This window comes from Naumannella halotolerans, assembly GCF_004364645.1.
Classification (GTDB): Bacteria; Actinomycetota; Actinomycetes; order Propionibacteriales; family Propionibacteriaceae; genus Naumannella; species Naumannella halotolerans.
Map to the genome: position 1 here is coordinate 1,070,300 of NZ_SOAW01000001.1, position 19,560 is coordinate 1,089,859.

Genomic DNA, 19,560 nt, shown 5'->3' on the forward strand with positions numbered 1-19,560 from the left:
TCAGTGTGTGGAACCGGTGGCGCCGGTGCCGTGGCCTGCCAGGGGCAGCCGGGCGAGCACTTCGTGTCGGGCGCCGGTGCTGTGCAACCGGGAGCTGAACAGCAGCAGTTCGGAGATCTCGAAGACCGGGCCGGAGTAGGTCTGCAGGATGCCCAGCCATCGACCGACCTCGAACCGCTGACGAGCCCGGGCCAGGGTCAGGTGGGCGGTGAAGGCGGCACCGTCGGGATCGGCGCCGACTCGGCTGCCGGCATTGCGGGTACGGCGGCTCAGCGCCGACAGTTCCTCGGCTCCCGGATCGACTGCCAGCCACAGCACCCTGGCCGCTTCGGGCCGGCCGAAGAAGCCGGCACCGCGCAGTCGGGCCTCGAAGGGCGCCGACCTGGCCACCGCGGCGGCCAGCTCCTCGATCAGCGGTTCGACCACGCGTTCGGCCACATCGCCGAAGAAGGCGGTCGTCAGATGCCACTGCTCCGGCGGGGACCAGCGCAACCGTTCATCGGCACCCATCCGGGGTTCGACGAAGGTGAGCAGATGCTGCTGCACCGGTTCGGACAACTGGGCGGCGACGAACAGACGTAGACCCATCCCGGTCAGTCTAGGCCGATCCGCCTGCCGCAGAACCTAGTCTGTCCCCATGGCAGAGATCGCTGACAATCCCGGTGCCGACCCGCACCCGACGGGATCGGATCCCGCCCCGGCGGTCACAGCACCTGCCGGGCAGAACGAGAGCACCCGCACCGTGATCATCGCCTTCGTGGCCAATGCGGTGGTCGCCATCGCCAAGTCCGTGGCGGCGGCGATCACCGGTTCGGCTTCGATGCTGGCCGAGGCCGCGCACTCCTGGGCCGACACCGGCAACGAGATCTTCCTGCTGATCGCCGACCGGCGCAGCCGCCGGCCACGGGATCGGTCCCATCCGCTCGGTTACGGCCGCGAAGCCTATGTCTGGTCGATGTTCGCCGGGTTCGGTCTGTTCACCGTCGGTGCCGTGGTGTCGATCGCCAATGGTGTGGACGCGCTGCTGAACCCCGAGGCCGCCTCCGACTTCGTGATCAACTACATCGTGATCGGCATCGCCTTCGTGCTCGAGGGGACCTCGTTCCGGCAGGCGCTGAAGGAGGCGCGAACCGAGAGCGACCTGGCCCATGTCTCAGTCGGCGAGGTGATCAACCACACCTCGGTGCCGACCCTGCGGGCGGTCTTCGTCGAGGACTTCGGGGCGCTGCTCGGCCTGGCGGTGGCGTTGCTCGGCAACATCGCCCACCAGGTGACCGGCAGCTCGTTGCCGGATGCGATCGGCTCGATCCTGATCGGCCTGTTGCTGGCGGTGATGGCGATCTTCCTGATCGAACGCAACCGGGAATTCCTGGTCGGTCAGTCCGTGCCGCCGCGGGTGTTCAATGCCGCGCTGGCCGAGCTCCGGGCCCGCCCGGAGGTCGATCGCGTGAGCTACCTGCACTGCTCCTTCGTCGGGCCCCGGCAGATCTACCTGATCGCCGCCGTCGACCTGGTCGGCAATGCTCCCGAGGCCTCCCTGGCGGTACGACTGCGCTCCCTGGAGGCCGATCTGGAGCAACGTCCGACGATCGCCGATGTGGTCCTCACCCTGTCCCTGCCCGATGCCCCCGAGGTCGAGCCGCGACCGCTGACCCGCAGCCGCCGCCGCTGAGCTCAGTCCTCGACCGGAATCACCCAGATCAGCTCACGCTCGGCAGCGGAGAGCTCGACGACATCGCCACCCACCCGTACCTGCAGCGAGGGGTTCGCGCCGCTGGCCGATGCCAGTTCCAACTCCCGGCCCGGCAGCAGGCCCGCCCCGGCCAACTGGCTCAGCTGCTCGGCGTCGTGATCACTGACCCGGCTGATCCGGTATCTACCGGCGGGCATCTGGGCCAGCACCTGCGACCGGTAGTCCGGCAGGTCACCGGTGCTGGTCGGGATCGGGTCCCCGTGGGGGTCGGTGGTGGGTCGGCCGAGGGCGCGGTCGATGCGTTCGACGAAGGTGGCCGAGACCGCATGTTCCAGGCGCTCGGCCTCGTCGTGCACCTCGTCCCAGCCGTACCCGAGGTGTTCGGCCAGGAAGGTCTCCAGCAGCCGGTGCCGGCGTACCATCTCGACCGCCAGCCGTTCGCCGAGCGGGGTCAGGCTCACCGGACGGTACGGCTGGTAGTTGATCAATCCCTGGGCGGCCAGCCGCTTCATGGTGTCGGTGACGGCGGCTGCCGAGGTGTCGTGACGGGCGGCCAGTGCCTTGGTCGTGACCGGCCCGCCGCCCCATTCGGTGGCCGACCAGATGACCTTCAGATAGTCCTGGGCAACCGGGGTCAGCTCGGAGACGTCCATGATCGCCGGCTAACCCGTACCGGTGACGGTGAGGACGATCAGCACGACGTTCAGGGTGCAGATGACGACCGAGATCACGATGCCGATCAGCTTGGTCGCCAACCGGTTCACGAACTGGCCCATCAGCTCCCGGTCCGAGGTCAGCAACAGCAGCGGGATCACCGCGAACGGGATGCCGAAGCTGAGGATCACCTGACTGATCACCAGGGTCCAGGTCGGATCGGCTCCCAGCAGCAGGATGATCAACGCCGGGACCAGCGTGACCAGTCGCCGGACCACCACCGGGACCCTCCGGTGCAACAGGCCGCCCATGATCGCCGAACCGGCATAGGCGCCGACCGCCGTCGAGGCCAGCCCGGAGGCAAGCAGGCCGATCGCGAAGATCACCCCGACGGTCGCGCCCAGATGGGAGACGATCGCAGCGTGGGCGCCGGTGATCGTGTCGGTACCACCGACCCCGCGCAGACTGCCGGCGGCGAGCAGCAGCATGGCGACGTTCACCCCGCCGGCGACGGTCAGCGACAGCCCGACGTCCCAGCGGGTGGCCCGCAGGATCTCCAGGATCCGGGGCTTGCTCAGTTCGACCCCGTGACGGTCCCGGGTGAGGGCGGAGTGGAGGTAGATCACGTGCGGCATCACCGTGGCCCCGAGCATGCTGGCGGCCAGCAGCACCGATTCCGATCCGGCGAACCGTGGTACGAGACCCCCGGCGACCTGTCCCCAATCGGGTGGCGAAACGAACAGCCCGGCGAGGAAGCCGACCACGATCACCCCGAGCAGGGTGATGATCACGGCCTCGAAGATGCGTTGACGCCGTCGTGTCTGCAGCACGAGCAGCCCCATCGAGGCGATGCCGATGATCAGTCCGCCGACCGGCAGTGGCAGCCCGAAGAGCAGGTACAGGGCCAGCGCACCACCGATCACCTCGGCCACGTCGGTCGCCGCGGCGATCAACTCGGCCTGGGCCCAGTACGGCAGCCGCGCCCAGCCCGGCAGCCGGTCGCGCATCAGTTCGGGCAGGGTCCGCCCGGTGACCAGTCCGAGCTTCGCCGACAGGTACTGCACCACCGCAGCCATCAGGCCGGCCAGCACCAGGACCCAGACCAGCAGGTAGCCCAGGGTCGCTCCCGCAGTCAGGTTGGCCGCGACATTGCCCGGGTCGACATAGGCGACCGCTGCGACGAAGGCAGGTCCGAGCAGGAGTGGTCCGCGAACCCGGTGCTCGGTTTTCCTCACGGCCAAAGTTAAGCACGCTTAACTTGCTGCGACAATGACCGCGGGGGGTGTCGCCGACAGCGACCGGTGATTCCGGCCGGGGACGCGCCAACGGGCCGGAGCCGCCGATGCACTCGGTGCAGATCGGTAGCTTCGGCCCGTCGCGGTCGGTGCTCGGGCAGCCGGTGCTGCCCGGAACTCAGAACTACCCGGTACGCAACCCGCTACTCAGGGCTGGTCGACCAGTAGCTCCCCGGAGTTGTACTGCTTGCGGATCACCTTCTTGTCGAACTTGCCGACCGAGGTACGCGGTACTGCCGGGATGAAGCTGAAGGCATCCGGCAACTGCCACTTGGCGAAGCTCTCGGCCAGGTGGTTGCGCAACTCCTCCGGTGTGGCGCTGGCCCCCTCCTTCAGCACCACGGCGGCCAGCGGCCGCTCCTGCCACTTCTCGTCCGGAATACCGATCACCGCGGCCTCCTTCACCGACGGATGACCCATCAGGGCGTTCTCCAGATCCACCGAGGAGATCCACTCGCCACCGGACTTGATCACGTCCTTCGCCCGGTCGCTGAGGCTGATGTGGTGGTAGCGGTCGAGGCTGCCGACATCACCGGTACGCAGCCAGCCGTTGTCGAACTTCTCCGCCACCTCCGGATCGTCGCTGTTGTAGTAGGTCGCGGTCACCCAGGGGCCACGGACCTCCAACTCGCCGACCGAGACTCCGTCGGCCGGCAGCACACTGCCGTCGTCGGCGACGATCCGCGCCTGCACACCGACCAGCGGTCGTCCCTGCAGACCGCGATAGGCCCAGATCTCCTCCCCTTCCACTCCCAGGGGCTCGCCGGAGACCGAGGCCAGGGGCGAGGTCTCGGTCATCCCCCACGCCTGCTTGACCAACAATCCGTGCCGATCGAGCAGCGCCTTCTGCAGGCTCACCGGCACCGCCGAACCGCCGCAGAGGATCAGCCGCAGCGACTTCGGCGCCAGCTCGGGGTGCTGATCGAGGTAGAGCAGGACATCGTTCCAGATGGTCGGCACGGCACCGGAGACCGTCGGCAGGCTGGCGTTCATGAACCGGGTCAGCGGTTCGGCCTGCAGCCAGCGATCGGGCATGCACAGCGAGGCGCCACTCATCAGTGCCGCATAGGCCAGTCCCCACGAGTTGGCGTGGAACATCGGCACGATCGGCAGCACCCGGTCGGCGAAGGTCAGGCCGGCGACATTGCCGGTGCAGGCAGCCTGGGAATGCAACCAGGCCGAACGGTGGCTGTAGACCACACCCTTCGGGTTGCCGGTGGTACCCGAGGTGTAACACATGGCTGCGGCCGAACGCTCGTCGACCTCGGGCCAATCGAAGGAGGTGGGCTGCTCGGCCAACAGGTCGTCATAGATCAACACCTGCTTGCCACTGGCACGCAGCGAATCCAGATCGGCGGCTGCGGCATCCGGGCCGGCGACCAGGACGTGGTTCACCGTCGTCATCTGCGCCAACTGCGGCGCCAGCAGCGGCACCAGCGAATCATCGACGATGATCACCTTGTCCTCGGCGTGGTTGGCCACATAGACCAACTGCTCGGGGAACAACCGGATGTTCAGGGTGTGCAGGACCGCGCCCATCGACGGGATCGCCAGGTAGGCCTCGAGATGCTCGGCATTGTTCCACTGGAACGTGCCCACCCGGTCGTCGCCGGAAATACCCAGTGCCCGCAGGGCATTGGCCAGCTGCGCGGCCCGGGCGCCCAGTCCGCCGTAGGACTGCGAACGCGTACCGTCGGCGGTGGCTGTGACCACCTCGGAATCGTGGTGGACAACCGTCCCGTGCTGCAGGATCGAACCGATCGTCAGATCGACCTCTTGCATCGTGCTCTTCATCGAACCCCTCCCGTACCGTCATTGGTGGGCAGTCTTGCCGGGTACGGCGGGGGAGCACAAGATGGCCGCGCCGGAGAGAGATCACGGAGACAGGTCGACCCGGTTCAGGCCGGTCCGTTCAGGACGACCTGTTCAGGACGACCTGTCAGGCCGGTCCGAGGGTGGCGGTCAATGCGGCGTCGAGGTCGGCTCGCAGATCCTCGACCGCCTCCAGCCCGACCGAGAAGCGCAGGTGCCCCCAGCGGCGGAACGGCTCGGGATAGGCCGCCACCCGGGGACCGCCGGTACCGACATGGACGATCAGGGACTCGTCATGGCCCAGGGAGACCGCGGAGGTGATCACCTTCAGCTGGGCGACGAACCGGTTCTGCACGTCGGCGTCCCCGCGCAGGGCGAAGCAGAGCATTGCGCCGTACCCGCGTCCGCCGAACTGCCGGGTGGCCAGATCGTGCTGTGGATGCTCCGGAAGCCCCGGATGGGCGACATAGGCGATCCGGGGATCGGCGGCCAGGTGCTGGGCCAGGGTGAGGGCACTGGCCTGCTGCTGGGCGAGCCGCAAGGGCAAGGTGATCGAGCCACGGGAGATCAGCCAGGCATTGAACGGGGAGATGGCCCCGCCGACGTCGACCATCGCCTCGGAACGGATCCGGTCGATCAGCTCCCGCCGGCCGATCACCGCACCGCCCATGGCATCACCGTGACCGTTGATGTACTTGGTCAACGAGTGGACGACCAGATCCGCACCGTCGGCCAGCGGCCGGTACAGCGGCGGCGGGGTGAAGGTGGAGTCCACCGACAGCAGCGCACCGTGCTCGTGCGCGATCCGACCGATCGCGGCGATATCGGTGATCTTGGTGGTCGGATTGCCGATCGTCTCGGTGTGCACCAGTCGGGTCCGTGGCCGGATCGCCGCCCGTACCGCCTCGGCGTCGGAGGCATCGACGAAGGTCGCCTCGATGCCGTACTTGTCGGGCAGCAGTTCGGCGAACAGCCGCCAGGTCGCCTCGTAGGTCACATCGGCGACCACCACATGGTCACCGGACCGGAGGAAGGTGAAGAAGATCGCGTGCAGGGCCGCCACTCCGGTGGCCAGCGCAACAGCGTCTTCCCCGCCCTCCAGGGCGGCGAGCTTCTGCTGCAGGGCGATCTGGTTCACCCCCGAGTTGCGGGTGTAGAGCGCGACATCGGTACCCGACCAGTCGATCGTCGACGGATCCTCGGGCAGCGCATAGGAGTTGGCCATCACCAACGGGGTACGGATCGCCCCGGTGCCGGGATCGATCCGGTTGCCGGCATGGACTGCCACGGTGGCGAACTCGAGGGACTCGGGCTGGTGTTTGTCCGGGCGGCTCATCGGTCCAGCCTAGGCATCCGGGGCCCGGCGGATCAGTGGTGTTCGCTGTGCGGAAGGTCGAACCGATGCCGGCGTACGACCACCGGACCCTGCCCGCCGCTGACCTGCAGCGCCAGCAGTTCGCGGCGTGATCGCAGCCACCACACGAGCAGCCGACCGAGGCCGAGCGCGGTGATCAGCGCGATCGTGCCGAACGCCCAGCGGTAGCTTTCGGCGACCCCGGTCCGGGCGCCGGCCAGATCCAGCACCACACCGACGGCGACCGAGCACAGGGCGGTCGCCGTCCAGCCGCCGGCATTGGCATACCCGGTACCGGTGGAGAGCCGCTGCCGGGGCTGGTAGTCACGGGCGAGCATGAAGGCGACGGCCGAGGCCGGGCCACCCGATGCCATCACCGTGATCGCGGCGATCACCACCGGGAACGGCGGCCGACCGTCTGGCCAGGCGGTGAAGGTCACCCAGACGAGCAGGTTCAGTAAGCAGGTGACGATCACCAGGGGCATCCGCAGGTCGGGCCGGGATCCCATGAACCAGCCGAAGACGACGGCGAGTCCGAGCTGGACCACCACCATCAGCATCAGCAGCGCCGAGGCGAGCGCGCGGTCGTACCCCAGGGCCTCGGTGAGGTACGGGAAACCCCACAACAACAAGAAGGTCGCCGATCCGCTCATGGTGGTGAAGTGCACCCAGAAGCTGAGCCGGCCGCCGGTCAGCGTGGCGGCGTCGCGGACATCGCGCAGCATCGCCCGCAGGTCGAAGTTCTTGGTCCGGGTCGGCGGATCCTGTTCCAGCGGCAGTTGCAGGTAAGGCGGTGTGACCGTACCCGGGCGGACCAGGATGAGTGCGTAGACCAGGCAGATGATCGCGGCGGTGGCGAACGACGGTCCCCAGCCGGCCACTGGCAGCAACATCGCCAGCGGCACCGTGGCCAGCACATTGCCGACCATGCCGAAGAAGCCCGACAACGAGGCCAGCATGGCGTAGCGCTCACCGGGGAACCAGGAGGTGAGCAGCCGCAGGACCGAGACATAGGTCAGCGCATCACCACAGCCGAGGACTCCGCGGGCCAGCAACGCCAGCCCGTAGGAGGGTACGAAGGCGAAGGTCAGCTGACCGATTCCCATCGTCAGGGCGGCGGCCAGCAACACCTTCCGCGGGCCGAACCGGTCGACCAGCAGGCCGGCCGGGATCTGCATCACGGCATAGACGCCGACCTGCAGCAGGACGAAGACACTCAACTGCCCGGGACCGATGCCGAACTTGATCATGGCGTCTGGACCGGCGACACCGAGGGTGCTGCGGTTGAAGACGGCCAGCAGGTAGACACCGGCGCCGGCGAACCAGACGAACCACGATCGCATCGTGACCGAGGGCTCAGCGCTCGACACCACTACCTGCCTTCACACCTCGTCCGTCCGGTCATCGGCATGCTACCCCTGCGATGGCCGCCGCAGCAGTGGTCCCACATCCTGCGATGTCAGCGGCCCCCGACAGCGGGTCCGTCGTACTCCAACGGCAGCGCCGGGGCCAGCCGCCGCAGTCGCAGGTTCGTCGACAGCAACGCGTCGTAGAGCTCGTCGAAGATCGGCAGCAACCCGGCCAGGGTGGCCGCCGCGGCAGGCTCGGGGCGGACCACGGTCTGCACGGTCATCAGATCGGCGGCCAGTTCGATCGAGCCGATCATCCCCAGTGCCTCCATCCCGAGCAGCGCGGCTCCGAAGCTGGAACCCTGCTCACCTTCGAGCAGCCCGATCTGGCTGCCCAGGGCATCGGCCAGGGTCTGTCGCCACAACCGATGGCGCATCACTCCCCCGGTCGCACGGATCTCGTTCACTGCGAGTCCGGCGGCCCGCATCGACTGCAGCACCAGCGCCAGTTGCAGACAGACCCCTTCGACCGCGGAGCGGATCAGGTGCCGGCGCTCGTGGGCCCGGGTCAGTCCGATCCAGGCACCGCGGGCGACACTGCTCCAGTGCGGTGCCCGCTCACTCAACAGGTACGGCAGCATCACCAGGCCACCGGAGCCGACCGGCACCTCGGCGGCCAGGTCGAGCAGGGCCCCCGGATCCAGATCGGGCTCGGCGATCTGCTCGCGTACCCAGTCCAAGGTCACACCACCGTTGTTGATCGCACCGCCGATCACCCAGCGGTCCTCGGTCAGGGCGTAGCAGAAGACACCGCCGCGAGGATCGACTGCGGGTTTGTCCACGGTCACCCGCAGCGCCCCGCTGGTTCCGATCGAGCAGGCGGCCACGCCGGGCCGGACGGCGCCGACCCCGAGATTGGCCAACGGTCCGTCCCCGGCACCGACCACCACCCGGGTCCCGATCGGCAGGCCGGTCAGCTCGGCCGCTTCCTGCGTGATGCCGGGCAGGATTCTCGTGGTCGGCACCAGCTCGGGAAGTTGATCATCACGGATCCCGGCCAGGCCGAGCGCCTCCGGATCCCAGGCCAGGCGACCGATGTCCAGCAGGCCCGATCCCGATGCCAGTGAGTGGTCGACCACCAGCGCCCCGCAGAGCCGGAACAGCACCCAGTCCTTGATCCCGACCCAGAACGCCGCCTGGTCACAGATCCGGTGCTCCTGTTCGCGGAACCAGATCAGTTTCGTCAGCGGCGACATCGGATGGATCGGGGTACCGGTCCGGCGGTGCAGTGCGAGACCGGCGGTGGAGTTGCGCAGCCGCTCGGCCTGGGTGGCTGCCCTGGTGTCGGCCCAGGTGACCACCGGGGTGATCGGCGCCAGTTCGGTGTCCAGGGCCATCAGGCTGTGCATCGCCGAGGAGAAGGACAGCCCTGCCAGGCGGTCCGGATCGATCTGTGCGCTCACCTCGGCAATGGTCTGCAGCACGGCCTGCAGGATCAGTTGCGGATCCTGCACCACGTGGCCGGGGTGCGGGTCGTCCAGCGGATATCCCTGGGAGGCGGACACGAGTTCGGCCCCGGCGCTGCTGAAGGCGACCGACTTCGTCGCCGTGGTGCCCATGTCGACACCGATCACGATGTCGGCGGTGGCGCCGGTCGGCGTCGCCGGCTCCCTGCTCGGGCGGACGTCGCGGTCCATGCTGTCCATGGTCACACCTCAGGCGATCGCGTAGATGATCAACACCAGGACGAAGCCGACGACGGACTCGATCGACTGCTGGACCGTCCAGGTCTTCAAGGTGGTCTTCACATCCATCCCCATCAAGCGGCCGACCAACCAGAAGCCGGAGTCGTTGACGTGGCTGGCGAAGACCGAGCCGGCGGCCGCGGCAAGGGTGATGGCTCCGACCTCGACGGCATTGAAGCCACCGGTGGTGACCGCCGGGCCGAGCAGACCGGCGGTGGTCACAAGGGCGACGGTGGCCGAACCCTGGGCGACCCGCAGGGCGACCGCGATCACGTAGGCGGCGAAGATCACCGGCATCCCGAGGTCGGACAGGGTGTTGGCGAGTGCATCCCCGATGCCCGAGGTACGCAGCACTCCGCCGAACATGCCACCGGCGCCGGTGATCAGGATCACCGAAGCCACCGGGCCCAGGGTGCCGTCGACCAGCTTCTCCAGCGCGGTGCCGTTCTGCCCGCGGAACTTGCCCAGGACCAGCAGCGCCACCAGGGCGGTGATCAACAAGGCGATCGGTGAGTTGCCGAGCAGGATCAGCGCCTGTGCCCAGGTCTGCGAGGTGTCGACGACACCGGCCGTGCCGAGGCTGGTCAACCCGGTGTTGAGGAAGATCAACAGCAACGGCAGGGCCAGGATCGCCACCACCGTGCCGGCCGAGGGCGGATTCTCCGGCTGGTCCTCATCGGTGGCACCGAACAGATCGGGCACGATCATCGGGTACTTCGAGTTCACGAACTTCGCCCACAGGTAACCCGACACGTACCAGGTGGGGACCACGATCGCCAGACCGATCAGCAGCACGATCCCGAGATTGGCGCCGAAGAACTCCGAGGCCGAGACCGGGCCGGGATGCGGTGGTACGAAGACGTGCATCACCGAGAAGGCAGCCGCGCCGCTGAAGCCGTAGAGCAGCAGGTTCTGCCCGCCGATCCGCCGGGCGACGGCGAAGATGATCGGCAACATCACGACCAGGCCGGCGTCGAAGAAGATCGGGAAGCCGAGGATCAATGAGGTGAGGCCGAGGGCGAAGGCTGCCCGCTTCTCGCCGAAGATCTCGACCATCTTGTCCGCCACGGCCTTGGCGCCGCCGCTGGATTCGATCAACCGGCCGAGGATCGCACCCAGACCGATCAGCAGGGCCACCGAACCCAGCGTGCTGCCGAAACCGTCGACCAGGGTGTCGACGATCGAGCCCAGCGGAATGCCGGTGGCGACCGCGGTCAGCAACGAGACCACGATCAGCACCAGCAAGGCGTGCAGTTCGACCTTGATCACGAGGAAGAGGATCAGCACCACTGCGGCAAGGGCGATGCCGAGCAGCGGGCCGGCGCCCAGGGTCTGGGTCCATTCGTCCATGGGTTTCTCCGTTGAAAGCGCGGGTGTTCCCGCTGACAAATACTACTTATCGGCAGGCTAAGGTATCCCCCTGACATCCAGCAAGGGGGTTCGATGGCGAACGCAGTCCACCGCGGAGTGGTCGACGACCTCGGTCGACGGATCACGGCCGGCACCGTCGCGCCGGGCGCCGTCTTCACCGTCGCCCGACTGGAGGCCGACTACCAGGTCTCCCGCACCGTCGTCCGCGAGGCCGTCCGGGTGCTGGAGAGTCTGCGGCTGGTGGAATCCCGACGTCGTGTCGGACTTCGGGTACGGCCGCGCGACGAGTGGTGCGCCCTCGACCCGCAGGTGATCACCTGGAGCCTGGAAGGACCGTTCCGGCAGCGCCAACTGGCGGCCCTGATGGAGTTGCGGGTGGCGATCGAACCGGTCGCCGCCGAACTGGCCGCGACCCGGGCCAGCACCGCACAGCGGGCCGAACTGAACCGGCTGGCCGAGCAGCTGCGCTTCCTGGGCGAACAGTCCAAGGGCAACGACCCGGAGTTCCTGGCCGCGGACCTGGCCTTCCACGACACCTTGTTGCTGGCCTCGGGCAACCCGATGTTCATCGCATTGCGCGGGCCGATCGGCGAACTGCTCTGCGCCCGTGCGTCCTTCGGCCTGCACCCGGCCGTTCCCGAGGAGGGCACCCTGGAGGAGCATGTGGCCACCGCCGAGGCGATCGGGCAGGGAGCCGCAGCCGAGGCAAGGGCACACTCGGCCCGCCACATGGGCATCGTCCGTCGTGAGGTGGAACACGCCTGAGCCGGGCTGGGCAGCACCGCGACACCATCGGTGGCTTCATCCGAATGGCTTCCTGGATTCATCGCAGGACCCGTTGGACCACCGCACCAGGGCGACCCGTTAGATTCGCACCATGACGACGGCCAGGACAACGATGTACGCCAACCAGCTCGACTCCCCCGCCCCGCTCGCCGATCGGCCGCTGCACTGGCGGGAGACCGAGCGCCCCGTACCCGCAGCCGGGCAGCTGCTGATCAAGGTGATCGCCTGCGGTGTCTGCCGCTCGAATCTGCACATGATCGAAGGCGACTGGGTCGACGGGGGCGTACCCGCCATCTCCCCGATCGTTCCCGGGCACGAGGTCACCGGCACCGTGGTCGAGCTCGCCGAGGATGTCACCGGGTTCGAGCTCGGACAGACCGTCGGTGTGCAGCCGCTGTGGTGGACCTGCGAGGAGTGCGAGTTCTGCACCAGCGGCCGGGAGATGCTGTGCCACCAGCGCAAGATCACCGGTGAACACGTCGACGGCGGGTACGGCGAGTACATGCTGGCCACCGCCGCCCACACCTACGCCCTGCCCGACGGGCTGGACCCGGTGGACGCCGCTCCCCTGTTCTGCCCCGGCATCACCGCCTTCGGTGTGGTCGACAAACTCGACCTCGGTCCCGGCGACGTGGTGGCCGTCTTCGGCCTCGGCGGCGTGGGACACATGGCCGTGCAATTCGCAGCCCTGACCGGAGCCGAGGTGGTGGGCGTTGGCCGCAATCGCGACCACCTGGCCGTGGCGGTCGAGCTCGGCGCCTCCCGTACCGTCGACTCCACCGATGCCGATGCCCTGGCCGAGATCGCCGGCACCGCCGACGCGGTGCTCAACTTCGCCCCCGTCGACACGGTCACCGAGCAGGCTCTGGCCACCCTCAAATGGGGCGGCACCCTGGTCAGTGCCGTGCCGGTGACGGTCACCGACTTCCCGTTCAACACCGAACAGACCATCCGTGGCTCGGTCCTGGGCAACCGAGAACAGATGCAGGAGGTGCTGCGGCTGGCCGCCGAGGGCAAGGTCCGCACCGTCACCGAACGCTTCCCCCTGGACCGGGCCACCGAGGCACTGGACCGGCTGGCCGCCGGCACCCTGCGTTCGCGGGCCGTACTGGCTGCCGCCGAGACGCTCGACTGAGGAGACGCCATCGGCCGGGTACGGGTCGGCGGCGGGCATGATCGTCTTGGTGGGTTTCAGGCAGTCGGCTAGCATCGTTGCGACAGTGCCGGCGAACGTCCGGTGATGTTCAAGGACAGGACGAATTGACAGGGCCAGCTCCCGACCCCGCCAAACCCCATTCACCCCGCCCGGCCCTTCGCCCCGGCATCTCCCCGCAGCAGCCGATCGGTCACGCTGACCCGATCCCGGCACCCGGGTCGAGGACGCCGGTCGTCGATCGGCGGGCCACGCGCCAGGGCGAACCGCACCGTTCGGTGGTGCTGCCATGCTGATGACCCTGCTCTCGCTGCTGCTCGGCGTGCTGGTGGTCTTCGCGATCACTGCCGCCACAGGCTACTTCGTGGCCCAGGAGTTCGCCTACATGACCGTCGACCGGTCGCGGTTGCGCGCCGCCGCCGAGGCTGGCGATCCGGCCGCGGCACGGACGCTGAAGGTCACCCGCCGTACCTCGTTCATGCTCTCGGGTGCCCAACTCGGGATCACCGTCACCGGCCTGCTGGTCGGTTATGTCGCCGAGCCCCTGATCGGGCAGGCCTTCGGTGAGCTGCTCGGCGTCACCGGCGTACCGACCGCGGTCGGTGTCGCCATCGGTACGGTGCTCGCGCTGATCTTCGCCACCTTGGTGCAGATGCTCTTCGGTGAGTTGTTCCCGAAGAATCTCAGCATCGCCCGGCCCGAACCGGTCGCCCGCTGGCTGTCCCGCTCGACCCTGGGCTATCTGACGATCACCGGCTGGCTGATCTGGATCTTCGACACGTCGTCGAACCTGCTGCTGCGGGCCCTGCGGATCGAGCCGGTGCACGATGTGGAGTCCTCGGCCACGGTGACCGACCTCGAACACATCGTCGCCGACTCCCGGGAGTCCGGTGAGCTGACCGAGGAGATGTCGATCCTGCTGGACCGGGTGCTGGACTTCCCCAAGCACGACGTCGAACATGCCATGGTCCCCCGCAGCCGGGTCGACTACGTCGATGCCGACATCACCCTCGGTGAGGTGCGGGAGCTGATGCAGAGCGGGCATTCGCGCTACCCGGTGATCGGTGCCGACGACGAGATCCTCGGCGTGGTCCACCTGGTCGATGTGCTCGGGATCGAGGCCGAGGGTGATCAGGCCCGCTGGTCGGATCCGGCCACCAGCCTGCTCCGGCCGGCCGTGGTGGTACCCGAACTGATGCCGATGCCGAATGCGCTGCAGGCGATCGGGGCGGCCAAGGAGCAGCTCGCCGTCGTGATCGACGAATACGGCGGCATGACCGGCATCGTCACCGTGGAGGATCTGGTCGAGGAGATCGTCGGGGAGATCCGCGACGAGCACGATGAACCGGTCGAGCCGGAGTACCGCGTCGATGCGGTCAGTGGCGACTGGGTGTTCCGCGGCGACCTGCCGATCGACGAGGTCGAACGGGTGGTCGGGCGCGATCTTCCCCACGGTGACTACGAGACGATCGCCGGGTTGTTGATCGCCGAGAACGGTGCGCTGCCCGAGACCGGGGAGACGATCCGGTTGCGCTTGCCCGACGATCCGGGCGATCTGGCGGTGACCAGGGAGCCCGATCCCTGGTACCTCGAGGTCGAGGTCCGCGAGGTCGAGCAGTACGTACCGTCGCTGGTGATCGCGAAGCTGATCCCACCGGCGGACGATGATGATCATGACGACAGGTCGGTGGACCCGGCCAGTACCGACCAGCAGGAGGCGGACCGATGATGGAGAATCCGATCGTCGTACTGATCGCCACCGTCGCGCTGATCGGCCTCAGTGCCTTCTTCGTCGCCGTCGAGTTCGCGCTGATCTCGGCCAAGCGTCACCGCTTGGAGGATGCGGCAGGCCAGAGCCGGGCCGGGCGGGCGGCCCTGCGCAGTTCCACGGAGTTGTCGGTGATGCTGGCCGGTTCACAGTTGGGGATCACCGCCTGCACCCTGGCGCTGGGATCGGTGACCAAACCCGCGGTGCACCACTGGCTGACGCCGCTCTTCGAGTCCTGGGGCCTGCCCCTGATCGCCGCGGACGTGGCCGGTTTCGTGATCGCGTTGATCATCGTCACCTTCCTCCACCTGGTCGTCGGTGAAATGGCACCGAAGTCGTGGGCGATCGCCCATCCGGAGAAGTCCGCGACGTTGCTCGCCGTTCCGATGCGCGCCTTCATGTGGGTCACCCGGCCGGTGCTGAACCTGCTGAACAATGCGGCCAATGCTCTGCTGCACCGCGTCGGCGTGGAACCGGTGGACGAACTGGCCACAGGTCAGAGCCCGGATGCCCTGCGCCAGCTGGTGCGGCACTCGGCGAATGTCGGCGCACTGGATGCCAGCTACTCCGAGCAACTGTCCGGTGCGCTCGACCTCGGTCGGTTGCAGGTACGCGACCTAGTGGAGCCGCAGACCCCGGTGGCCGTTCCGGTCGAGGCCACCGTCGGCGAGGTGCAGCAGGCGAGCCGCCGCAGCGGGCACCTGCGGATCCTGGTCGGCGATCCGCAGCAACCAACCGGCCTGATCCACGTCCGCGACACGCTCACCCTTGCCTCGGACGGCCCGATCGATTCCCTGATCCGTCCGCTGTACGTGCTGGAACCCGATGCCACCGTGCTCACCGCGCTGGCCGAGATGCAGGAGGCCGGCTCGCAGCTGGCGGTGGTCCAGGACCGTGACGGCCTGCTCGGGGTGCTCACCCTGGCCGACATGCTGCGCGGACTTTTCCCCGAGGAAGCCGCGGCCTGAGCAGGCTGCGACTGCCACCACAGGAGCCTGGACCTGTCGGGTCCCGGCTCCTGCTGTTTTCGCCTGCTTCGCCGTGGGTCGGACCCGCAGGTCATCACCGTTCACCGGCGCATCGGCGAGTGTCGGTCAGGACTCCTCTGCCGACGCTTCGGCTCCCGGGCCACCGCCCGATGGCGGCTCACCGGACGGGGGCTCGCCGCCACCGGATGGCGGCTCTCCCCCGCCGCCGGGGCCGCCCTCACCACCTGCGCCGGGTCCGCCTTCGCCGCCCATCTCGCCGGCGGTGGGTTCTGTGCCGGTGTCGATCGGTACCTGCAATGAGGCGTGATAGCCCGCGTCGAGGTCACCGGTGACGGTTGCCAACTGGTTGACGCCTCCGTCGTCGCCGAAGACGTTGTCTGTCTCCAGGGTCAGCTGGGACATGTTGGTCACCGACTGCTCGTAACCGGTGGTGGCGTAGACGGTGTCGCAGATGTCCTGTGGCAGCGCCATCTGCGAGGTCGACAACCGTGCGTCGTAGTCGGTCATCGACGCCTCATCCGGGTACACCTCGAAGTGCACATGCGGCCAGCGGCCGGTGTAGCAGGCGGGGAAGATCGCCGTGAAGTTGACCTTGCCCTCGTCGTCGGTGATCTGGACGCCACGCAGGTAGTTCTCGTCCTCGATGGACTCGGTGTACATCGAGTAGTCACCATTGCGGTCGCAGTGCCAGACGTAGACCGCTGCGCCGACCATCGGGGCGTTCTCGTTGACCATGTCCAGCACGGTCAGCTCGAAGGTGAACGGGACCCCCTCAGCCGTCCCGGAAGCGTCACCGAAGCTGGAGCGGATGTCGGACCGGATGATCCCGTCCATCTCCAGTACATCCGGGCCATTGGACCCGTCGGCCGGATAGGGTCCGTTGGTCTCGTCGGGGATCTCGGTGAGCTCCGAGGAAGAAGTGGTCGCGTCCGAGCTCGTGGTGTCACTGGCTGCGGCACCGCAGGCCGCCAGTGCTGCCGTACCGGCGCCGGCTCCGAGCACGGCCAGCATGCGCCGACGGGAGAACAGCGTCCCGAGGTCGAACCGCAGGCCCTGATCCACCACCTCCTCGGTGGGATCCGGAAGCAACCGGCCCTGGTAGGCCGGGCCTTCAGGGGTGTCGTACGGGCGGGGTTTGTTCATCAGGTCAATTCCTCTTGATCATGGTCCTTCATCAACGTCATACAGAGTGCCCCATCAGATTCAGCGGACTCTGGGAGGTGTCTGTGCCATTCCTGTGACGGATTCGGGCGAGTTCGACGGACCCGGATCTCGATCATGGCGAGGTTCTCCATCGGCTCCCGGACGACAGGGCGGAGTGATCAGCAACCACCTTTGCGGCACGACGGAACGGGAGGGCTGCGCTCGCCCCCACGGCTGGAAGCGGGAGCCCAACCGTACGGATCGAACAGGCGACGCGTAGGTTTGAGTCCTGCCCGGGCAGCTGACGGTGCACCATCGACCGCCACTTCGGTGAGGGAGCAACCATGATGCGCATCGGTGCGATTCTCTGGATCGTCGTGGCCGTGGGCAATTTCGCTCTGCAGTTGATCGTGGTCAGCGCCTGGCCTGTGCCCTATGTGCTGGCCGAACACACCGTCAGCGAGTTGGGCTACACCAGCTGTGGCCCGCAGGAGCGCGCCAGCGGGACGCTGGAGACCTGCTCACCCCGGCACATGCTGCTGAACGCCGGTGGCGTCGTCCAGTACTCCCTGTTGGGTCTCGGTGGCTGGCTGCTGCGGCCGTTGTGGCACCGGTCCCGGCTGATCACGGCCGGCTTCGTGGCGATCACGGTCGGCGGGATCGCGGTCTCGGTGATTCCCGGCGACGTGAACATCACCGCCCATGCCCTGTGGGCACTGCCGCTGCTGCTGGGCGGGTTGGTCGTCCAATTGCTGGCCGCGGCGAAGATGCGCCGCAGCTCTCCCCGGCTGGCGGCGTTCTCCGCGGTCACGGGCCTGATCTCGGTGGCCGGCACGATCTGGCTCGGATTCGCGCTGAGCGGTGCGGGATTGATCGGCTACGCCGAGCGGGTGTCGGCCGAGACGATCTACCTGTGGCTGTTCGTCATCGGACTGGCGGTGTTGATTCGACCCGGCCTGCGATCGGGCGCGTCGGACAGACGCCACGGTAGTGCCGGGTTCGGCACCGTCCGACTGCGTACCGGTCGATCATTCGGGTGGCCGGGCGAGGGCACCCCAGACGCGCCGGTCCCGGTTGACGGGATGGGAATCGCATCGGGTGATCCACCGCCCCTCCTGACGTCGTCCCGGCTCGCCGCACAGGTCACAGGTGTGGAAAGACTTCGCACGGATGATCCGAAGCGCCTCGGACGCCTCCGCCGACAGGTACGGGTCGGTATGGATCTTGAGTCCGCCACCCTTGTTCTGCACCCGCGTGATCACGACATCGGTCATCACTCGAGCAAGCACGAGCTGGGCTTCGTTGTACAGGCGAGTCCATCCCGCGGGCAGGTCCCAGGCATCCCGGGGGCCGGCGAAGGGCACTCGCGACTCGACAGGCAGCGGGAGAGCAGAGCCGTGCTCATCGGCGTACAACATGGCATTCCTCCCTTCTGCAGTACCGAACCCATCGCATCGCCTGTTCTCCGGCGACTCGAGCGACCTGATCGTCGAGCAGGTCTTCGCCGAAGCTAATCCACAGCCGCCGTCAGGTGGCCGACTCCAGTTGCCTCGCGCTGAGCGGCGATCTCTGCTCGGGCCGCGGCGCCGCCCGCGACGACGGTCTCCAGCTCGGCCGGCGAGATGAGCGTGACAGGCACGAAATCGACGCGGCCGAGAGGCGCGTCGATCGTGCCATTGCGTCCGGCGGGAAGGCCGATCAGACCGCCGACGGAACCGTGCTCGGTCGACAACGAGGGAAGTCGGTCACCGAGCGGGAACTCCATCGAGAGAACGCCGAACTGTTCGATCTTGTCGGAGATCCCCCCGAGGTTGGCGACGTTCTGGGCAAAGTTCTCGATCACCGTGAAGTACGGACTGGTCTTGATCTGTTCGAAGTCGGCACCGGCGAGATCGGCCGTTTCGATGTACACCTCACAGCCGAATCCCGACCGGTCGGTGTCGTCCCGACCGGGGTCGGAGAGCCCATCCGAGGCAATGATCACGGTCTGCTCGGTCCGCACCACGCGGTACGACTGACGGGTGTTCGGCCAGGCGGGCGCTCCGGAGAACATGGGGTTGATCAGATAGCTGATCCGGTGGCCATCGGTCATTCCGATCTGGTCCCAGTAGCCGTCGACGGCCGCCTGGGTTTCCGCGGCCTGCGCGTGTTCGCGCGCATCGTCGGCCGCTTCCGGCTCTTCTGCAAGACCCGGTGGCGGCGTCGATACAGCGTCGTCGTTCGCCTCGGACGGGGGTACGTCAGCCTTGTCGCGCTTGCCACGCAGTCGATCCCAGAATCCCATTCGTCTGTCTCCTCTGCCCGCAGGTGTGCGTCTGCCGTCGTCTCGGGGGTCCGAGCGTAGTCGTTCGTGAAGTCAGGATTGCGAGGCGGTAGCCACGGCGCGCGAAGGCACAATGCGATCGTTGGCCGTCCGGCACCGCTCCAGGGGGAGCAGAGCGGCCGAGG

At 67.8% G+C, this 19,560-nt stretch carries 16 protein-coding genes; 6 read left to right on the forward strand and 10 right to left on the reverse strand.

Features of this window, described 5'->3' with window-relative positions; all coding sequences use genetic code 11:
• Complete coding sequence (gene thpR / locus CLV29_RS05005; RefSeq protein WP_133753917.1) at positions 1-588, reverse strand: RNA 2',3'-cyclic phosphodiesterase; 588 nt, start codon at positions 586-588, stop codon at positions 1-3.
• A gap of 49 nt (positions 589-637) precedes the next feature.
• On the opposite strand from thpR, the gene CLV29_RS05010 reads away from it, so the two are divergent.
• On the forward strand, positions 638-1,672 hold the full coding sequence (locus CLV29_RS05010) for a cation diffusion facilitator family transporter (RefSeq protein ID WP_133753918.1): 1,035 nt from the start codon (positions 638-640) through the stop codon (positions 1,670-1,672).
• 2 nt (positions 1,673-1,674) lie between these two features.
• Here CLV29_RS05010 and CLV29_RS05015 read toward each other — a convergent pair whose 3' ends face one another.
• The 7 genes from CLV29_RS05015 to CLV29_RS05045 all read right to left on the reverse strand — a co-directional run bounded on the left by CLV29_RS05015 (position 1,675) and on the right by CLV29_RS05045 (position 11,252).
• Positions 1,675-2,346: a metal-dependent transcriptional regulator gene (locus tag CLV29_RS05015; protein ID WP_133753919.1), complete on the reverse strand. Its 672-nt coding sequence runs from the start codon at positions 2,344-2,346 to the stop codon at positions 1,675-1,677.
• A gap of 9 nt (positions 2,347-2,355) precedes the next feature.
• A complete protein-coding gene (locus CLV29_RS05020; RefSeq protein WP_424991523.1) occupies positions 2,356-3,582 on the reverse strand; it encodes an Nramp family divalent metal transporter in 1,227 nt (408 codons plus the stop codon).
• 207 nt (positions 3,583-3,789) lie between these two features.
• Positions 3,790-5,436: a long-chain fatty acid--CoA ligase gene (locus CLV29_RS05025; RefSeq protein ID WP_133753921.1), complete on the reverse strand. Its 1,647-nt coding sequence runs from the start codon at positions 5,434-5,436 to the stop codon at positions 3,790-3,792.
• Positions 5,437-5,581: 145 nt separating this feature from the next.
• Positions 5,582-6,790: a trans-sulfuration enzyme family protein gene (locus tag CLV29_RS05030; protein ID WP_133753922.1), complete on the reverse strand. Its 1,209-nt coding sequence runs from the start codon at positions 6,788-6,790 to the stop codon at positions 5,582-5,584.
• A gap of 32 nt (positions 6,791-6,822) precedes the next feature.
• On the reverse strand, positions 6,823-8,178 hold the full coding sequence (locus CLV29_RS05035; protein WP_133753923.1) for an MFS transporter: 1,356 nt from the start codon (positions 8,176-8,178) through the stop codon (positions 6,823-6,825).
• Positions 8,179-8,267: 89 nt separating this feature from the next.
• Positions 8,268-9,863 (reverse strand): gluconokinase, encoded by a 1,596-nt coding sequence (locus tag CLV29_RS05040; protein WP_208292756.1) that lies wholly within the window; start codon positions 9,861-9,863, stop codon positions 8,268-8,270.
• Positions 9,864-9,872: 9 nt separating this feature from the next.
• The gene (locus CLV29_RS05045; protein ID WP_133753924.1) at positions 9,873-11,252 is read right to left on the reverse strand and encodes a GntP family permease; all 1,380 of its coding nucleotides are present in this window, start codon (positions 11,250-11,252) and stop codon (positions 9,873-9,875) included.
• A 93-nt stretch (positions 11,253-11,345) separates the two neighbouring features.
• On the opposite strand from CLV29_RS05045, the gene CLV29_RS05050 reads away from it, so the two are divergent.
• From CLV29_RS05050 to CLV29_RS05065, 4 genes are all read left to right on the forward strand, one after another.
• Complete coding sequence (locus CLV29_RS05050) at positions 11,346-12,038, forward strand: FadR/GntR family transcriptional regulator (protein ID WP_133753925.1); 693 nt, start codon at positions 11,346-11,348, stop codon at positions 12,036-12,038.
• Positions 12,039-12,150: 112 nt separating this feature from the next.
• Entirely contained in the window at positions 12,151-13,194 is a 1,044-nt protein-coding gene (locus CLV29_RS05055) for an alcohol dehydrogenase catalytic domain-containing protein (protein ID WP_133753926.1), read from the forward strand.
• A gap of 307 nt (positions 13,195-13,501) precedes the next feature.
• A complete protein-coding gene (locus CLV29_RS05060) occupies positions 13,502-14,941 on the forward strand; it encodes a hemolysin family protein (RefSeq protein ID WP_243831732.1) in 1,440 nt (479 codons plus the stop codon).
• Positions 14,938-15,948: a hemolysin family protein gene (locus CLV29_RS05065; RefSeq protein WP_243831733.1), complete on the forward strand. Its 1,011-nt coding sequence runs from the start codon at positions 14,938-14,940 to the stop codon at positions 15,946-15,948. The genes CLV29_RS05060 and CLV29_RS05065 overlap by 4 nt, the downstream gene beginning before the upstream one ends.
• Positions 15,949-16,074: 126 nt before the next feature.
• Here CLV29_RS05065 and CLV29_RS05070 read toward each other — a convergent pair whose 3' ends face one another.
• On the reverse strand, positions 16,075-17,112 hold the full coding sequence (locus CLV29_RS05070; protein WP_133753927.1) for an intradiol ring-cleavage dioxygenase: 1,038 nt from the start codon (positions 17,110-17,112) through the stop codon (positions 16,075-16,077).
• Between the two features lie 344 nt (positions 17,113-17,456).
• Here CLV29_RS05070 and CLV29_RS05075 point away from each other — a divergent pair, with 344 nt between their 5' ends.
• Entirely contained in the window at positions 17,457-18,626 is a 1,170-nt protein-coding gene (locus CLV29_RS05075) for a DUF998 domain-containing protein (RefSeq protein ID WP_133753928.1), read from the forward strand.
• Here CLV29_RS05075 and CLV29_RS05080 read toward each other — a convergent pair.
• On the reverse strand, positions 18,623-19,396 hold the full coding sequence (locus CLV29_RS05080) for a Suppressor of fused protein (SUFU) (protein WP_133753929.1): 774 nt from the start codon (positions 19,394-19,396) through the stop codon (positions 18,623-18,625). The two genes, CLV29_RS05075 and CLV29_RS05080, sit on opposite strands and share 4 nt — an antisense overlap.
• Positions 19,397-19,560 lie beyond the last annotated feature (164 nt).

Bases quoted from the DNA above. Each gene is read 5' to 3' on its own strand.
- CLV29_RS05080 (WP_133753929.1), bottom strand. From the start codon at position 19,396: ATGGGATTCTGGGATCGACTGCGTGGCAAGCGCGACAAGGCTGACGTA.
- CLV29_RS05075 (WP_133753928.1), top strand. From the start codon at position 17,457: ATGATGCGCATCGGTGCGATTCTCTGGATCGTCGTGGCCGTGGGCAAT.
- CLV29_RS05045 (WP_133753924.1), bottom strand. From the start codon at position 11,252: ATGGACGAATGGACCCAGACCCTGGGCGCCGGCCCGCTGCTCGGCATC.
- CLV29_RS05060 (WP_243831732.1), top strand. From the start codon at position 13,502: ATGCTGATGACCCTGCTCTCGCTGCTGCTCGGCGTGCTGGTGGTCTTC.
- CLV29_RS05050 (WP_133753925.1), top strand. From the start codon at position 11,346: ATGGCGAACGCAGTCCACCGCGGAGTGGTCGACGACCTCGGTCGACGG.
- CLV29_RS05030 (WP_133753922.1), bottom strand. From the start codon at position 6,790: ATGAGCCGCCCGGACAAACACCAGCCCGAGTCCCTCGAGTTCGCCACC.
- CLV29_RS05065 (WP_243831733.1), top strand. From the start codon at position 14,938: ATGATGGAGAATCCGATCGTCGTACTGATCGCCACCGTCGCGCTGATC.
- thpR (WP_133753917.1), bottom strand. From the start codon at position 588: ATGGGTCTACGTCTGTTCGTCGCCGCCCAGTTGTCCGAACCGGTGCAG.
- CLV29_RS05070 (WP_133753927.1), bottom strand. From the start codon at position 17,112: ATGAACAAACCCCGCCCGTACGACACCCCTGAAGGCCCGGCCTACCAG.
- CLV29_RS05015 (WP_133753919.1), bottom strand. From the start codon at position 2,346: ATGGACGTCTCCGAGCTGACCCCGGTTGCCCAGGACTATCTGAAGGTC.
- CLV29_RS05055 (WP_133753926.1), top strand. From the start codon at position 12,151: ATGACGACGGCCAGGACAACGATGTACGCCAACCAGCTCGACTCCCCC.
- CLV29_RS05040 (WP_208292756.1), bottom strand. From the start codon at position 9,863: ATGGACAGCATGGACCGCGACGTCCGCCCGAGCAGGGAGCCGGCGACG.
- CLV29_RS05010 (WP_133753918.1), top strand. From the start codon at position 638: ATGGCAGAGATCGCTGACAATCCCGGTGCCGACCCGCACCCGACGGGA.
- CLV29_RS05025 (WP_133753921.1), bottom strand. From the start codon at position 5,436: ATGAAGAGCACGATGCAAGAGGTCGATCTGACGATCGGTTCGATCCTG.